The sequence below is a fragment of the Lactococcus protaetiae genome, assembly GCF_006965445.1.
Classification (GTDB): Bacteria; Bacillota; Bacilli; order Lactobacillales; family Streptococcaceae; genus Lactococcus; species Lactococcus protaetiae.
The window spans coordinates 2,377,296-2,394,699 of record NZ_CP041356.1 but is presented as its reverse complement, the minus strand read 5'-3'; the positions used below and the strand labels follow the sequence as shown (position 1 = coordinate 2,394,699).

12 protein-coding genes, 1 tRNA gene and 2 pseudogenes are annotated in these 17,404 nt (G+C 38.1%); 11 read left to right on the top strand and 4 right to left on the bottom strand.

Annotated elements, in window-relative coordinates:
• The first annotated feature begins 5 nt into the window (after positions 1-5).
• The 9 genes and pseudogenes from FLP15_RS11390 to FLP15_RS11350 all read left to right on the top strand — a co-directional run bounded on the left by FLP15_RS11390 (position 6) and on the right by FLP15_RS11350 (position 12,073).
• A pseudogene (locus tag FLP15_RS11390) lies at positions 6-979 on the top strand (LacI family DNA-binding transcriptional regulator).
• A 1,015-nt stretch (positions 980-1,994) separates the two neighbouring features.
• Positions 1,995-2,663, top strand: a complete 669-nt coding sequence (locus FLP15_RS11385) for a response regulator transcription factor (protein ID WP_162930842.1) — start codon at positions 1,995-1,997, stop codon at positions 2,661-2,663.
• 262 nt (positions 2,664-2,925) lie between these two features.
• A pseudogene (locus tag FLP15_RS11380) lies at positions 2,926-4,286 on the top strand (sensor histidine kinase).
• A gap of 128 nt (positions 4,287-4,414) precedes the next feature.
• Complete coding sequence (locus FLP15_RS11375) at positions 4,415-6,157, top strand: 1-deoxy-D-xylulose-5-phosphate synthase (RefSeq protein WP_142767208.1); 1,743 nt, start codon at positions 4,415-4,417, stop codon at positions 6,155-6,157.
• A gap of 216 nt (positions 6,158-6,373) precedes the next feature.
• Positions 6,374-6,718, top strand: a complete 345-nt coding sequence (yidD, locus tag FLP15_RS11370; protein WP_223804642.1) for a membrane protein insertion efficiency factor YidD — start codon at positions 6,374-6,376, stop codon at positions 6,716-6,718.
• Between the two features lie 35 nt (positions 6,719-6,753).
• The gene (locus FLP15_RS11365; protein WP_142767207.1) at positions 6,754-8,187 is read left to right on the top strand and encodes a 6-phospho-beta-glucosidase; all 1,434 of its coding nucleotides are present in this window, start codon (positions 6,754-6,756) and stop codon (positions 8,185-8,187) included.
• 458 nt (positions 8,188-8,645) lie between these two features.
• The gene (locus FLP15_RS11360) at positions 8,646-9,230 is read left to right on the top strand and encodes a transglycosylase (RefSeq protein WP_142767206.1); all 585 of its coding nucleotides are present in this window, start codon (positions 8,646-8,648) and stop codon (positions 9,228-9,230) included.
• Between the two features lie 549 nt (positions 9,231-9,779).
• Entirely contained in the window at positions 9,780-10,517 is a 738-nt protein-coding gene (locus FLP15_RS11355; RefSeq protein WP_142767205.1) for a demethylmenaquinone methyltransferase, read from the top strand.
• Between the two features lie 2 nt (positions 10,518-10,519).
• The gene (locus tag FLP15_RS11350) at positions 10,520-12,073 is read left to right on the top strand and encodes a ClC family H(+)/Cl(-) exchange transporter (RefSeq protein ID WP_142767204.1); all 1,554 of its coding nucleotides are present in this window, start codon (positions 10,520-10,522) and stop codon (positions 12,071-12,073) included.
• A 676-nt stretch (positions 12,074-12,749) separates the two neighbouring features.
• Here FLP15_RS11350 and FLP15_RS11345 read toward each other — a convergent pair.
• The 3 genes from FLP15_RS11345 to FLP15_RS11335 form a co-directional block, all read right to left on the bottom strand.
• Complete coding sequence (locus FLP15_RS11345) at positions 12,750-13,130, bottom strand: thioesterase family protein (RefSeq protein ID WP_142767203.1); 381 nt, start codon at positions 13,128-13,130, stop codon at positions 12,750-12,752.
• A gap of 21 nt (positions 13,131-13,151) precedes the next feature.
• Positions 13,152-13,225: transfer RNA gene (locus FLP15_RS11340), tRNA-Arg, on the bottom strand.
• A gap of 47 nt (positions 13,226-13,272) precedes the next feature.
• Positions 13,273-14,253, bottom strand: coding sequence for a Gfo/Idh/MocA family protein (locus FLP15_RS11335; RefSeq protein ID WP_142767202.1), 981 nt, complete (start codon positions 14,251-14,253; stop codon positions 13,273-13,275).
• A gap of 789 nt (positions 14,254-15,042) precedes the next feature.
• On the opposite strand from FLP15_RS11335, the gene udk reads away from it, so the two are divergent.
• The gene (gene udk / locus FLP15_RS11330) at positions 15,043-15,663 is read left to right on the top strand and encodes a uridine kinase (RefSeq protein ID WP_142767201.1); all 621 of its coding nucleotides are present in this window, start codon (positions 15,043-15,045) and stop codon (positions 15,661-15,663) included.
• Positions 15,664-15,773: 110 nt separating this feature from the next.
• Here the strand turns inward: udk and FLP15_RS11325 are convergent, their stop codons facing one another.
• Positions 15,774-16,139: a DUF4176 domain-containing protein gene (locus tag FLP15_RS11325; RefSeq protein ID WP_142767200.1), complete on the bottom strand. Its 366-nt coding sequence runs from the start codon at positions 16,137-16,139 to the stop codon at positions 15,774-15,776.
• A 177-nt stretch (positions 16,140-16,316) separates the two neighbouring features.
• Here FLP15_RS11325 and pta point away from each other — a divergent pair, with 177 nt between their 5' ends.
• Positions 16,317-17,300 carry a phosphate acetyltransferase gene (pta, locus tag FLP15_RS11320; RefSeq protein ID WP_120772099.1) on the top strand — a complete coding sequence of 328 codons (984 nt, stop codon included), beginning with the start codon at positions 16,317-16,319 and terminating at the stop codon, positions 17,298-17,300.
• Positions 17,301-17,404 lie beyond the last annotated feature (104 nt).

Genomic DNA, 17,404 nt, shown 5'->3' with positions numbered 1-17,404 from the left:
CGAAAATGGCAGTAACAATTAAAGATGTAGCAAAAAAAGCTGGAGTAAATGCTTCGACCGTAAGTCGAGTCATAAAAGACAGCTCAGAAATTAGCGATAAAACCAAAGCTAAAGTGCGTAAAGCAATGCAAGACTTAGGTTACAGGAGAAATGCAGCTGCTCAAATTTTAGCTTCAGGTAAAACAAACACCATTGGCGTTGTCTTTCCCCTGTAAGTGATAAAGCCAGTCAGCCTTTCTTTATGAAAATATTGACCTCGATTAATGAAACGGCTCGTGATTACAATGTATCAGTAGCTATTGCAACAGGGCATTCAACCAAAGAATTAAAAAAACAAGTTGAGCTACAATACTCAGAGAAGCGAGTGGATGGTTTTATTATCTTATATGCAGGGAAAAGAGATGAAATTCGTGACTATCTTTTAGAAAATGATATTCCATTTGTGCTAGTTGGAACACCTTCTGAACGGCAAAATGAGATTACGCATGTGGATAATGATAATATGCTTTTGGGAAGAGAAGCAGTCAGACACTTGGCTGAACTTCAACATCAAAAAATTGCCTTTGTCACTGATACTACAGAAGGAGAAGTCTACGAAGAACGTTATCAAGGTTTCAAAGATGAGATGAACCGATTAGGATTGACAAAACGTCTTATATTTTTTAACAAAGACTTCATGCTAGAAGATGAAACAGCTCTTGTCGTCATGGATGACGTCTTAGCGTTGAAAGTGGTGGAACGTTTGTCAGAAATTGGATTGAAAGTACCTGACGATGTCAGCATGATTACCTACAATAATTCGATTTTTGCATCAATTTTACATCCTTATTTGACGACTTTTGATATTCATATTGAGCAGTTAGGCGCAGCTGCGGTCAAAAAATTTTTAGATTTGTCCAATGATAAGAATTTTTTGCCTGAGAAAACAATTATTCCTTTCGAGCTTATTTTGAGAGAATCAACAAAAATCAAAAAATAATAGAGTTAAAAAGATTCCGAAGCTTGTCTTTGGAATCTTTTTAACTTAGTAAGTGCGTGCTGGGCTCCGCTGTCCATCCTCGCTACGGTGCTACGTGCTTCGCACGCTGTTCTGCGAACGGTCTACGCAACTTCGTTGCTCCGCTGTCCGTTTACTTAGCTGCTAAAGCAGCAAGAGCAAAAGGCAAAGCACCTAGTCGGAGTGGCAATTCCCCACCTCTATAAGGTGGCGGGATAAGCAGCACTCTGTCTATTCGCTCTAAATCGCTAAAGCGATAAGGCGAAGTAGCAAGCTCTGCTTTCGTTCTACTGCCCTAGGGTCTTAGCGCTTCAGCGATTGCGATTTGAGCTTGTTGCTTTAGCAACTTAGCAAAATCGACAGCGTAGCAAAGCGGAGATAGAGCGAATGGATAACGAAGCTTCGCTACGGTGTGACCTCATATCTTTGATGTTAAGCAGACTGTTGCAGCTTTAGCTGCGTACAGGTCGCTTAGTTGTTACACCTAGAGGTTGTGCCCTAACATTGGTGGGGAGAAAGAATCTCCCACCAATGAAGTAATCACTTCAACTACGAAATTTGGAGAAAAATATTGTTTGGGTTATCAGAAGAATTCAAAATAATTGTTTTAGTTTTATTTCAGTATTGATTAAGTTTAATACAAGACAAAAACGGCATAATAGTATAAAATAAAAGAAAGGGTGAGCGCGTTCTTATCAGCTTTATTTGAAAAATAGCGAGAGTATATTTTACAAATATAAGTAAAAATACTAGAGATTTCTTGAATGTTTTTTTATATTGTAACGTTCTAATATGGTTTAATTTTTAGAAGCTTCTTTTAGAAATTGGAGTTTGCGTTTACGCAAACTATTTCTTGCATTTGATGCTATTTTTAAAACCTATAAAATGAGAAAATTGTCACAAAGCAGTATAGTTATGGCTACAGAGATGAACTAGTATAAAAGCATGAGATAAGAAAAATGATTTTAGCTCAAAAAAGTGAAGAAGGATGGATCCGATGATTAAAATTTTGTTGGTCGAGGACGACTTATCGTTATCCAAGTCTGTTTATGATTTCTTAAAATCATTTGCGGAAGTAAAGCAAGTCTATGATGGGATTGAAGGATTATACGAAGCAGAGCTTGGAATCTATGATTTGATTTTGCTAGATTTGATGTTGCCAGAAAAAAATGGTTTTGAAGTTTTGAAAGAATTACGCGGAAAAAATGTTGATACGCCAGTTCTTATCATGACAGCAAAAGAATCCTTAGATGATAAGATGCACGGTTTTGATATTGGTGCTGATGACTATTTGACAAAGCCTTTTTATCTTGACGAGTTAAGAGCGCGTATTCAGGCACTGCTAAAACGCACAGGAAAACTTGAAGATTCCAATGGACTTTCTTATGGTAATGTTCGCTTGAATCTTTCGAATAAATCAGCGATGGTAGATGATACACCAGTAGATTTGATTGGTAAAGAGTTTGATTTGGTCGTTTATCTGATGCAAAATCAAAATGTTATCCTGCCTAAAGAACAAATTTTTGACCGAATTTGGGGTTATGATAGCGATACTACTGTTACGGTTGTTGAAGTATATATGAGCAAAATACGTAAAAAGTTGAAAGATACAGAGTTTGTTAACAATCTTTCTACTTTGCGGAATGTAGGATATATTTTGCGATGAAGTCAAGACTTATTCAGTGGGACGAAACTCAAAGCTTAGTGTTGCTTTATCTCCGACCTAAGAGGTCGGAGTATTGCGATTGCCACCGTAGCGAGCATCGACAGCGGAGCCCGAAAGGGTGGAGATAGCACGCACTTGCTTTGATAAAAATTATTTCTGTCAGTACTGACAAAACTGTTATAAGTCTGTCAGTAAATCTTATCCTCAAAGAGAGCTGAATGACGAATGAGTTGTAGTGCTGACGAAATGGAAAAGAGAAAATTTGAAGAAAATAATTAAAAAAGTTAAGTCTTCAGCGATTGTGAAAAATGATGGGAAAAATTTCCTTCATTTTTTTCTAGCTTTTACAGTAATTTTTGTGGCTTTGGCAGTTATCATCATTCAAGTAATGCAGATTGGGATGTATAAAGCAACAGACCAAAATTTACAGGATTTAGCGCGTAATTCGGCTTTTTTGCAAGATGCAGCAAATAATCAAACTGGAACAGGAAGTTTGCAAAGCCAAGGAGCGTATGGTCCGACGAATAGTGTACTTTTCTACGATGCTGATGGACATAGTTTTACCCAGCCTCTACTGATATGGGACCATCAGATTTTGTTCTTAGTCATCTAAAAAAAGCAGTAAAATTAAATAAAAATGCGATTAATACGATTCGGACAATTTCCGTGCATAATCCCTATGGTGCAGATTGGCACTATCGCTATCTAACAACGCAAATTGTCATTACAAACAATGATGGTAGCATTACCCCAGCCTATGTGCAGGTCTTTTCAAATGTTGACCAAATTCAAGATGCGATGAGTCGTGCTATGCTTGTTATTTTAACGACAATGGTTGCTTTTTGGCTTTTATCAGTTGTGATTAGTCTTTATCTTGCTAATTGGACTTTGAAACCAATTCTATCTGCTTATGAGAAGCAAAAGGAATTTGTGGAAAATGCTTCTCATGAATTACGTACTCCACTCGCTATTTTGCAAAATCGGTTGGAACTTTTATTTCAAAAACCGACAGCGACAATCATTGATGAATCGGAAAATATTTCTGAAAGTCTGTCAGAAGTTCGAAATATGCGACTTTTGACCACTAATCTGCTCAACTTAGCTCGTCGTGAATCAGGAATTAAGATTGAACCAGAAGAAACAACAGCAGCATTTTTTGAGATGATTTTCAATAGTTATGAAATGCTTGCTGAAAATGCAGGAAAACTGTTTACAGGAACGGTCAAATTAGAAGGAACAATAAATTTAGACCAAGCTTTGATTAAGCAGTTATTGACTATTCTGTTTGATAATGCGCTGAAATATACTGATGATGACGGGGAGATTTCACTTGATGTGCAAAAAAATGGAGGAAACTTAATTTTTACAGTCGCTGATAATGGTGAAGGAATTTCTAACGACGATAAAAAGAAGATTTTTGACCGCTTTTTCCGTGTAGATAAAGCACGCACAAGGCAAAAAGGTGGTTTGGGCTTGGGACTATCCTTAGCGAAACAAATTGTTGACGCTTATAACGGTAAAATTTCTGTTGAGGACAATCAACCACAAGGGACAAAATTTATCATAAGAATTCGTTTGGACAATTCGATGGTTAATCCTGCAAAAATTTTCCAAAAGTTGTAAAATAAAAGATAATATTTGTGTATTTTATAATACGAAAACTACAAAATAGAACTTGATGGGACAAAGTATGTGGTGACATCAAGTTTGCCTATTAGATATCTTACTTAAATAATTAGAAAAGAGAAAAAATGTCAATTTTAGATAAAGTAAATACACCTGCGGATGTAAAAAATTTGACAATTTCAGAGCTTAATGAATTAGCCACTGAAGTACGTGCTACTGTGCTTCATAAAGTTTCAAATGTCGGGGGGCACGTTGGTCCTAATCTTGGAGTAACAGAGTTAACAATTGCTCTACACAAAGTTTTTAATTCACCTGTTGATAAGTTTATCTGGGATGTTTCTCATCAAACTTATCCTCATAAGATTTTGACGGGACGCAAGGCTGGTTTTACTGATGGACACTTTCATGACATTACTCCCTATACTAGTCAGCATGAGTCTGAGCACGATTTCTTCACTGTAGGTCATACTTCAACTTCTGTGGCAAACGCTTTAGGATTTGCTAAGGCACGCGATTTGAAAGGAAACAAAGAAAATATTATTGCAGTGATTGGAGATGGTTCAATTTCTGGCGGACTTGCTATGGAAGCGTTAAATAACGCAGGGGATTTTGATAGTAATCTTATTATTATTTTTAATGATAATCAAATGTCAATTGCTGAAAATCATGGTGGTTTATATCGTAATCTTGCTGAGTTACGTGAAACAAAGGGAGCGGCAGCAAATAACTTCTTTAAAACCTTCGGTTTAGATTATAAATATCTTGAAGAAGGAAATGATATTGAAGCGTTGATTCATCTTTTTGAAGAAGTGAAAGACATTAATCATCCCATTGTTTTACATATTCACACCGAAAAAGGACATGGCTATGCACCAGCAATTGAGAATAAAGAAAATTTTCACTGGCGTGGGGCATTTGATTTAGAAACAGGTGCTTTAAAAGCAGCACCATCTACAAAATCTTACATAAGTGTCATGCTTGATTATCTGGATAAAAAAATGGCAGAAGGTCTACCACTTGTCGCTATTAATGCCGCAATTCCAGGGATTTTTGGTCTGAAACAATTTGCCAGCAAATACCCTGAACGCTATATTGATGCAGGAATTGCTGAACAGTTCACGATTACTTTTGGTGGAGCAATGGCGGCTTATGGTGCGCGCCCAATTATTTTCCATAATTCGACCTTTTTACAACGTGCTTACGACCAACTTTGGCATGATGTCGCAATTAATGAAGAACCAGCAATTATCATTGTCAAAGGTGGTGTGATTTCTGGTTCTGATAAGACACACCAAGGTTCATCAGCAATGACATGGATTTCTAATATTCCAAATCTTAAATATCTCGCGCCAACTTCGGAGGAAGAATTACTGTCTATGCTTGACTGGGCGCTTGCACAGCATGAAGAGCCAGTTGTGATTCAAATGCCAGAACATGGTGTGGAGTCACGTTTGTCAGTACTGACAGACTATTCAGAACCATCTTATCAGATGGAAAAAGTCGGCGAAAAAGTCGCAATTTTGGCGCTTGGTGGCTTATACTCTCATGGAGAAAAAATCGTTTCAGAACTCTCCAAGTCGGGAATTGAAGCAACACTTGTCAATCCACTTTTTGTCAATGATTTAGATCAAACATTTCTGTCAGCACTGACAGAAAATCATGAGGTTATTGTCACTATTGAAGATGGAATTTTAGACGGAGGATTCGGTCAAAAAGTAGCGTCATTCCTCGGAAAATATGATGTAAAAGTTTTGAATTTTGGCGCAAAACGTGAATTTAATGATTCCGTACCCGCATCAGAATTATATGAACGTTATCACCTCACACCAGAACTAATGGTTGCTGATATCCTTCAACTTCTAAAATAGACATTAACAAACAAAGCTGTCAGTATACTGACAAAAGGGAAATGATCCAGACACTGACAGAATAAGTGACTTCAATAGTTCAATCTTTTGTCGGTAGTATCCGAGCTTACAGAAATAAGCAAGTCGTCTATGAGTTGGATTTCAGCGAACTGTTGGATAAATATTGGTAAATGATGGATAAATTACAGGATTATGAAACATCCCAATGAAAGAAATATGAAAAAAGTATTAGTGAAGGCAGTGCATGGTTATCAGCGTTGGATTTCTCCAGCTCTCCCTCCAGCTTGCCGTTATTATCCTACCTGCTCCAACTATATGATTCAGGCGATAGAAAAACACGGTGCCACAAAAGGTATAGCAATGGGAACCGCTCGTATTTTACGTTGTCATCCATTGTGCACTCCTGGGTATGACCTAGTTCCAGACCATTTTAGCTTGCGACGAAATTGGGAAGAACCCCAAAAGACAACTCTTCTAAATAAGAATTGTCTTTTTTTCGTAAATCAAAAAATATTAAAAATAAAAATGAAAACGCTATTAAATCATTTTGAAAAATGTTAGAATAATATAAGAGTAAAATAAAAGGAGAACCATTTATGCCATTTAGTAAAGATTTCCTATGGGGCGGTGCCACGGCTGCTAATCAATGTGAAGGCGGATATAACCTTGGAGGTAGAGGTCTTGCAAACGTTGATGTTGTACCACATGGTAAAGATAGATTTCCCATTATTACGGGAGAAATGAAACACTTGGATTTCGATGATGAACATTATTATCCAGCAAAAGAAGCGATTGATATGTATCATCATTGGAAAGAAGACCTTGCTCTTTTCGCGGAGATGGGATTTAAAACCTATCGAATGTCACTCGCATGGACAAGAATTTTTCCAAAAGGTGATGAAAAAGAGCCAAACGAAGAAGGATTGAAGTTTTATGAAGAAATCTTCAAAGAATGTCAACGTTTAGGCATTGAGCCATTAGTAACCATTACACACTTTGATTGTCCGATTCATCTTATCGAAGAATATGGCGGCTGGCGTAATCGAAAAATGGTTGAATTTTACGAAAATCTTGCACGTACGATTTTCACACGGTTTAAAGGACTGGTTCATTATTGGCTCACTTTCAATGAAATCAATATGCTCTTGCACGCTCCGTTCATGGGAGCAGGTATTGTGTTTGAAGAAGGAGAAAATAAAGAGCAAACCAAATATTTAGCGGCTCATCATGAGCTTTTAGCATCAGCGATTGCTACAAAAATAGCTCACGAGATTGACCCAGAAAATAAAATCGGATGTATGTTAGCTGCAGGAGAATATTATCCTTTTGACTGTCATCCAGATAATGTACTTGAAGCTCAAAAACAAAATCGAGATAATCTTTTCTTCATTGACGTTCAATCACGAGGAAAATATCCAAATTATCTTCTTAAAAAGCTAGAGCGTGAATCCATTGAACTTCCAATCAAAGAAGGAGATTTGGAGATTTTAGCGGAAAATACTGTAGATTTTATCTCATTTAGCTATTATTCAAGTCGGGTGGCAAAGGCAAAAGATGAGGCAGCAGATAAGTCTGCTGGAAATATTTTTGAATCAGTGACTAATCCTTATTTGGAAGCAAGTGAATGGGGATGGCAAATTGACCCTAAAGGTCTTCGCATCACAATGAATACAGCTTATGACCGCTACCAGAAACCACTTTTTGTTGTTGAAAATGGGCTTGGTGCAGTAGATACACCTGATTCAGATGGTTTTGTTGCTGACGATTATCGAATTGCTTACTTGGCAGCTCATATTGAAGAGATGAAAAAAGCCGTTGAGATTGATGGCGTAGAACTTCTTGGTTACACGACTTGGGGCTGTATTGACCTTGTTTCTGCAGGTACGGGTGAAATGAGCAAACGTTATGGCTTTATTTACGTTGATAGAGATGATTTTGGTAAGGGAACATTGAAACGTACCCCTAAAAAATCATTTAATTGGTACAAAAAAGTGATTGCATCAAACGGGGAAGATTTAAGTAATGAATGAAGCTGATATTTCATTTTACTATGAAGTATAGGGATAAAACGCTTTAAATGAGAATATAAAGTAGTTTTAAAAAGGTTTTTTAGTAGGCAAAGTTTTACGACTTTGCCTACTTTTTATTTCAAAAAAAATATAAATGTAATCGTTTTATATTAAAACAAAAAACAATTCCTTAATTTAATTAAGTTTTGTTTAAGGGAAGGAGAGTAGAATTGGCTACTCATAAATGTTACGGCATTTTTTATTATTTAGAGTACACTAATAGACCTTTAATCTTAAAGAAGAGCTGAATATTTTAAAGGTGTAACGTCCATAGCGTGCAATGACGTTAAACTGCTTACGGTAATCCTACACAAGCGTTCAAGACTTTATGATGTGTATGGGAAGTAACCATGATGATAGGGTATATACTGGATCGTACTCCTATGGAATATTCTTAGTGGCGAAATCGAAAGGTCTAAATGAAGTTAAGTAAAGTTGCTATTTCAACTGGATTAGTTGCATCGTTAATGTTTATCAGTAGTGGTATTGCTCATGCAGACACCCCTACTCCATCAACACATGACATTGCGCTGGAGGTGATTAATGGAAACTATGGTGACGGTGGTGAACGCATCACAAAACTAACAAACAAAGGTTTTGATGCTAAAGTTATCCAAGCAGAAGTTAATGATATCTTACTAGGAAAAGTAAAACAAACTCCCGTATCTACTAAGATTATTGAAAGACAACCTACTAAAGTTACATCAGTACAAAGTGTTTCTGATGGACTCAATATGAGCCAAAATTCTGGACAAGTTGACATTCAAGCGCTCGCAAATTATATGATGGCTAATACAGCAAATACGGCTGGTTATTCTGCTAGTGAGTGGGCTTATATCATCTCTCGTGAATCAAACGGGTTAGTTGATAGTGTTAATGCGAGTTCAGGTGCTTATGGCGTTTTTCAATTGCTAGGTCATGGTGAATATTCTGGTATGCCTTTGAGCGAACAGATTGCTATGGCAAGTAAACTTCCCGCTGGTAGCTGGGTGGTTTACAACTAAGTATTGAAAGATTGCAAGTGTCTTTTCAGTTGGTTATCAAGTGAAAAGACTATAAATATTAATAATTGAATGCTTATGACTTTACGTATTGTATGATTTGATATAGCTAGTTCTACTTTGAAGTTTAGGGTACAACCTCTAGGTGTAACAACTAAGCGATCTGTACGCAGCTAAAGCTGCAAAAGTCTATTGACATCAATAATATGGGTTACCCCATCCCAGAAGTCTATCTCGCTTCGCACACTGTTGATTTCGCTAAAGCGTCAAAAACGCTTAGGGCAGTAGAACGACAGCGTAGTGAAGCGGAGATAGCACGCACTTGCTTTGATAAAATTAAGCAGTATCTAACTTCTTTGTAGATTTCTACATCAGAGTTGGCTTACTCTACTTTAGTAGTGTCAAACTTTAAATTGCCCTATCTATATAGGGCTTTTTTCATTAAAAAATATTGTAATTAATATAGATAAAGAGATAAGAATGTTGGGAACCTTGGCAGTATAAAATAGTTCAATGTAAATATGTGATTGCGGGGTGTGATATAATAAAAATATGACAGAAGTAAATGAAGAACGTGTGCATGAGATTTTTAATACAATCTCAGAAGACTACGATAAGATGAACTCAATTATTAGCTTTAAACAACATGATTTGTGGCGAGCGCAAACAATGAAAAAAATGGGAAATTTAACGGGGCAAAAAGTGCTTGATTTGTGCTGTGGAACTGGAGATTGGCTACTTGATTTGGCGGAGGCTGTAGGAGAGAGTGGGCAAGCGACTGGTTTAGACTTTTCGGAGAATATGCTGGCCATTGCTCAAGCAAAAGTTGCTAAGCGTGGAGATAAAAACATTGAGTTAATTCAGGGAAATGCAATGGAGTTGCCTTTTGCTAATCAGCAGTTTGATGTGGTTACGATTGGCTATGGGCTTAGAAATACACCCAACTATCTTACCGTACTATCAGAGATATACCGTGTTTTAAAGCCTGGAGGTAGGGCAATTTGTATTGAGACCTCTCATCCCACATTGCCTGTTTACAAGCAAGCTTTTGAGTTATATTTTGAAAATATCATGCCACTTTTTGGAAAATTATTTGCTAAGTCTTATGAAGAATATCGTTGGTTACAAAAGTCAGCTAAAGATTTTCCAAATGCAAAGCTGTTAAAAGAGTTATTTGAACGCGCAGGTTTTTCGGCGGTGGAGTATAAAATGCATGGTGGAGGTGCTGTTGCAACTCATTTTGCTAAAAAATCATTGAAGCCTAAGTCAAATATTCGTATTGGTAAGTAGTGATGAAACTTAAAGATATAGAAAAATCACCCAATAAAAATTTGTACCTTCTTTTTTTGAGCGTACTTGTTGGATTAACTGCAGGTTTTTTGGCAAGTTTGTATCGTTTGGCGTTGGAGAAGGCGGAAACGTTAGGGCGCGAAATTTATCATTTCGTGTCTTTGCATTTAATGTTCATTCCTTTTCTCGTGATTTCTTTAGTCATTATTGCTGGTATTGTGAGTTTGTTTATGAAGTGGTTTCCTATGAGTTCTGGTTCCGGTATTCCACAGGTCAAGGGGCAATTGCAAGGTTACTTTAGAAATAACTGGTTTACGACTGCTTTTTCTAAATTTATCGCAGGCACATTAGCAATGTTTGCTGGTTTATCGCTGGGACGTGAGGGGCCTTCGATTCAACTGGGAGCTGCTATGGGACAAATGGTATCAGGTCGGTTGGCGCAAACAGAACGGCATAAGCGTATTCTGATTGCATCAGGTGCCTCTGCAGGTTTATCTGCTGCTTTTAATGCCCCTTTATCAGGTGTCATGTTTACTTTAGAAGAAGTTTTTAAATATTTTTCACCTTTAATTTTGTTGACTTGTATGACTTCTGCGATGGTGGCGGATGTTGTTTCGAGAATTATTTTTGGTGAAGGAGCAGTTTTTCATTTTCAAATCTCTGGTTCTATTGCACTTTCTGACTATTGGTTATTATTAATATTAGGGGTGATTTTAGGGTTTTTTGGTGCTTTTTATAATTGGACTTTACTTTCTAGTCAGAGGTTGATGAGTAAGATTCGCTTGCCTTTTGTTCGAGTTGTGATTAGTTTTTTAAGTGTTGGATTGATGGCACTGATTTTTCCAATTGTTATTGGTAGTGGTCATATTTTGATGGATTCCTTTAGTTTCGGAATGGGGCTTGGTTTTCTATGCTTGATTTTGATTGCTAAGTATTTTATCTCAATGGTTTCTTATGCTTCTGGAGTTCCAGGAGGAATTTTCTTTCCACTTTTGGTACTTGGGGCGAGTTTGGGTGCTGTGTATGCCACGATTGTTTTGGCAGCTTTTCATTTGCCAAGTCATCTATTTGCGAACTTTGTGATTCTTTCAATGGCTGGGACATTTACGGCAATTGTGCGTGCGCCGATGACGGGAATTCTATTATTGGTTGAAATGACGGGTTCTTTTGACCATTTGCTTCCTTTGGCACTGGTTTCTTTGGTAGCTTATGTTATTGCTGATTTATTGGGCTCAGAACCTATTTATGATTCACTTTTGGAGCGAATGTTGAGTGCGCGAAATGGTGATGAGGAAATTTCAGAAGGTCAGATGATGTTTGAAACAATGGTGCAATTTGATGCGAAGGCTGATCATAAGAGACTGGAACAATTGGCTCTGCCTGAAGGCGTTTTACTTGTTTCTATTCATCGGTCGGGTAAAGATTTGATTCCAAGGGGAAAAACGGAGTTGCAAGCTGGAGATTATTTGACTTTTTTGGTTAACCGTGAGGATGAAGTAGTTGCGCGTGAACAGATTAGGAAAATTTTGACTGAAAAAACATCTATCAGTAGCTGAAATTTTCTGTCAGTTCGGTTTGATTAAGCTGGTATTAGTTCACCTCTAAATCTGCGCAGCGTAGCAAAGTAACTTCTAAGCGGAATGGTTAAAAGTTAGACAGTATAAGAACGATTTAAGCGAATAAAAAAACGGTTAGCAACGCTAACCGTTTTGTCAGTATACTGACAGCAGTTTTATCAAAGCAAGTGCGTGCTATCTCCGATTTGCTACGCTGTTGATTTCACTAAGCCACTAGGTGAAACAACTAGCATATCCGTTGCTGCTTTAGCGCAGACGGGTATCCTATAAAGCGGCAAGTTCAAATCGCAATCTGCTAAAGCAGTAAGGCGAAAGGGTTCGCTACGGTGCTATGTGCTTCGCACGACATTCTGCGAATGGTCTGCGCAACTTCGTTGCTCCGCTGTCCATTTGCTTAGCGAAGATAGTGACTGGAGAAAATGGACAAATGTTTTACGAAACTCCCACTGAATAAGTCTTGACTTCATTTTAACCAAGCAAGTGTCTGCTATCTTCGCCCTTTGGGCTCCGCTGTCCATCCTCACTACGGTGCTAAAGCACCTAGTCGGAGTGGCAATTCCCCACTTCTTTTAGGTGGAGGGATAAGCAGCACTAAGCTTTGCTTTCGTTCTACTAACATCAGCGGGAGAGAAAGAATCTCCCACTGATGAAGTAATCACTTCAATTTTTCGAGAAATTTTTGGCTATCTATGATGAAACGACTGTGAAATCCTTTGCCAATCAGGCTTTTTTCATCTTTAGAAATGACTTCGAAGTCAACTTGTCTGCGGTCAACCGCGATAATTTTTGCTGTTGTGGTAATTGTTGCGCCAATGGGGCTGGCTTTGTCATGGCTGACATCAATTTTTATGCCAACAGAAGTTTGACCCTTTTCCAAAAATGGTGCGAGTAGTTCACTTGCTGCTTTTTCCATTTGAGCAATCATCATGGGAGTAGCAAAGATAGGGAGCAGTCCGCTACCAACAGTACTTGCGATATTGCTTTCATCAACGATAGTGCTTACAGAAAAGGTTGTTCCAAGTTTTATCTCGGTCATAAAGTTACCTGATTTCTAAATATGACCCTGCCGGACTCGAACCGGCGACAAGAACTTAGGAGGTTCTCGTTATATCCAACTTAACTAAGGGATCAGCTTTTGTCAATACTGACAATATGTTGTCAGCACTGACAGAGTAAGATTATTTTTTGTCAGCATCAAAAACGATACCAGCGCTTTGACGCATTTTGTATGAGGTGCTCGCGACATCTTTGGCAAAGCTTTGGAGCTTGCGAGCTGTTTCAAAATCTTTATTGGTCAGGATTTCGGCGAATTTTACTGCTTCATCATAGAGAGAATGTTTCGGAGCGGTAAGCTCGATTTTTGTTTCTGAACCATCAAGGGCAATGAATTTTGCAGAGGAGATAGCGTTAACACCATCTAAAATCAGTGTGCCATCTGTGGTATAAATTTCACTGGGTAAGTAGCTATTAAAATTACCAGCACACTTGATAGCAACTTTGAAGTCATGATAATCAAGCGAGCCGACGCCAGAAACATCAACTCCACTAGGGAGAACAACGGCATCGTAGTGAGCATCTTGAGGTTTTCCAAACCAGAAGATTGCAGCATACAAAAGGTAAACGCCGAGGTCTGCAAGAAGTCCACCAGAGAATTTGGGGTTAAATTTATTTGGTAATTCACCGCGCAGTAAAGCAGGCATTTTTGATGAATACTTTGAATAAGTGAAGTCAGCACCAGTGATAGTTTTGTCAGCAAGAAAATCTTTGATGAGCGTAAAAGAATGCTCATGGATATTGCGTGCAGCTTCGAAAAAGAGAATATTTTTTTCGTCAGCAAGTTGAATAATTTCTGTCAGTTCTGACGGATTTGAGAAAGCAGGCTTTTCAGTGATGACATTGTGTCCAGCCAAAATCGCAGCTTTTGCTTGCTCAAAATGGAGTGCATTTGGGCTAGCAATATAGATGATATCTAAGTCAGATGCCAAAAACTGGTCAAACTGGTCAAATTGTTGAACGTTTTCAAAATCAGCTGAAAATTTTGCTGCAGTGTCAAGATGTCTTGAATAAACAGCGCTAAAAGTAAACTTTTTTGTGAGAGATGCGGCATCAATGAATGAGCGAGCAATCCAACTTGTTCCTACTACTCCTAGTTTTAACATAAAATTTCCTCCATTTTTTATTGACAATAACCAGTGCTTTTTATGACAAATCTTGTGTCAACCCCGTGTCCTATATCTACCAAGGTGTGAGGTTACTTAGAACTCAGCAACAAGATGTGAGTGTGATTGATAAGAAATGATGAAAAATAGAAAATCTTGGAGAGATTTTGTTTTTCACGAGTTTCTAAATTGTGTAAGCTTAATTATATCAAATTTTTGCTCAAATTTCTCTAGTGAATCTGTCAGTTGCTTACAAAAAAATTGATTTGTGGTAAAATAGTTTGAAGAAATTTTGAGGTTAATTATCATTTTATCAGCTGCTATTAGCTATTGTCGCGGTATTTTGTAGAATGTTAATGAATGGTAAATGAAGTCAAGACTTATTCAGTGGGAGTTTCGACTCACCACTGAATCTATGGTACAACCTCTAGGTGTAACAACTAAGCGACCTGTACGAACAGTCTGCTTAACATCTTCAATATGAGGTCACACCTCCGCTTCGCTTCGTTATCCATTCGCTCTAGGCGACTAAAGTCGCAAGGCGAAGTGGTCTTGTCCCAGAAGCCTAAGTGCTAAGGCACTAACGCCCTAGGGCAGTCGGACGAAATTCAAAGATTGCCATTTCGCCTTATCACTTTAGCGAGTTGCGACTTCGACTAGGCACTTTTGTGCCGTAGCGAGAATCGACAGCGAAGCAAAGCGGAGATAGAGCGAATGGACAGCGTAGCCCAAAGGGCGAAGATAGCATGCATTTGCTTTGATGAAAATCTTACTGGAAGGTATAGTGCTTTGAAAAAAACATTAATTATTGGTGTAACAGGTGGTTCTGCAAGTGGAAAAACAAGTGTTTCTCATGCGATTTTAGAAACTTTTTCCAATGAACGTATTGCAATGATTGAACATGATAGCTATTATAAAGATCAGTCGCATCTGACTTTTGCTGAGCGGACAAAGACAAATTATGACCATCCGTTGGCTTTTGATACAGATTATTTGATTGCTCAACTTAAAGAGCTACAAGATGGGCGGGCTGTGGATATTCCTATTTATGATTATGCGAATCATACACGGTCTGATAAGACTTATCGACAAGAACCTGTGGATGTGCTGATTGTTGAGGGAATTTTGGTTCTTGAAGATGAGCGTTTGCGAAATTTGATGGATATCAAAATTTTTGTAGATACTGATGATGATGTGCGAATTATCAGACGGATTCGTCGTGATATTGAGGAACGTGGGCGGACATTAGACTCTGTCATCAATCAATATCTAGCAGCAGTTAAACCGATGTACCACCAATTTATTGAGCCAACGAAGCGTTATGCAGATGTGATTATCCCAGAAGGTGTGTCTAATACCGTTGGTGTTGATATTATTACCACAAAAATTGCTAGTATTTTAGGACAATGAGCGCTTATGGATGAAGTCTGTCAGTATACTGACAGACTTTTCAGCTATGCTGGCAAGTCTTTTATTTACCGATTCAATGCTTCGCCTAGGCGCATTGAACTGACAGTTTTTTATAAGCCAAATTTAGTGCTGAGGTCATCTGTTTGCGCTGTTTTTGTGCCTACACCGCGCTCAGAATTTACACCGAGTTTTGGATAAGGTACTTTGAGGATTTCCTCGTCATAATGCTTGGAGAAGTGTTTTTCTTCTTCGTTGCGGTAGCCTTCAAAGATGACAGCTTGGATATCTTCTCGATTGAAGAAAACAAATTTATTTTCTTCAGTGACACCAGTGGGATAAAAGACTGCAGCATAGTCAAAGTAACCTAGTCTTCCCTTGTCATTAAAGAGTTGAGCGCGACTTGTAATCATGAGGTCAATATTTCCATCTTTAAGGTGGACAATGCTGCCTATTGGTAAAATGTAATCATTGTTCATAGGATTTAGTATAGCAAAAAATGTGAGGTAAGAATGCATTCGTGTGATGTTTGTGAAAAAAGGAGCAAACGAAACCAAAAGAATACTCCGTGAAAATGCCCTTGGTAATGCTTACTTTTTTTGTGAAAGTGTGTTATAATCGTGGAGTATTGTTAAGAAAGAAGGAATAATTTCAAAATGGAACTTTTTGAATCACTAAAACAAAAAATTGCCAGCAAAGGCTTAAAAATCGTTTTTCCAGAGGGAACAGATGCACGTATTCTTGGTGCTGCAAATCGTTTGAATGCAGATGGTTTGATTACTCCTGTCTTTATCGGGAACGTATCTGAAGTCACAGAAACTTTAATTTCTCGTGGGATTAATCCAGAAGGTTTCGAAATCTATGACCCAGAAAACTGTGGACGATTTGAAAAAATGACGGAACTTTTTGTTGAACGCCGTAAAGGTAAAGTGACGGAAGAACAAGCCAAAGAAATTCTTAAAGACCCTAACTATTTTGGTACAATGCTTGTCTTTATGGGCATTGCTGATGGTATGGTTTCGGGTGCGGTTCACTCAACTGCTGACACAGTGCGTCCAGCCCTTCAAATTATCAAGACAAAACCAGGTGTTCGCTCTGTTTCGGGCGCATTTATCATGGTTCGTGGTCGTGATGACAATGAAAAATATGTATTTGGTGACTGTGCAATCAACATCAAACCAGATGCTGCAACTCTTGCAGATATTGCAGTTGCTTCAGCTGAAACGGCAGCACTTTTTGACATTGACCCTAAAGTTGCTATGCTCTCATTTTCAACCAAAGGTTCTGGTAAATCAGAAGATGTTGACCGTGTAGTAGAGGCTTCTAATCTTGTAAAAGAAGCACATCCAGAAATTGCACTTGATGGAGAACTTCAATTTGATGCAGCATTTGTACCCGCTGTTGCGCGTCAAAAAGCACCAGATTCAGAAGTGGCTGGTAAAGCAAATGTCTTTATCTTCCCAGATATTCAAGCAGGAAATATTGGCTACAAGATTGCGCAACGTTTGGGTAACTTTGAAGCTATTGGCCCAATCTTGCAAGGTTTAAACGCTCCAGTATCTGACCTTTCACGTGGATGTAATGAAGAAGATGTTTATAAACTTTCCATCATTACTGCTGCTCAAGCATTGAACAAATAATGAAGTCAAGACTTATTCAGTGGGAGTTTCGACTCACCACTGAATCTAGGGTACAACCTCTAGGTGTAACAACTAAGCGACCTGTACGCAGCTAAAGCTGCAAC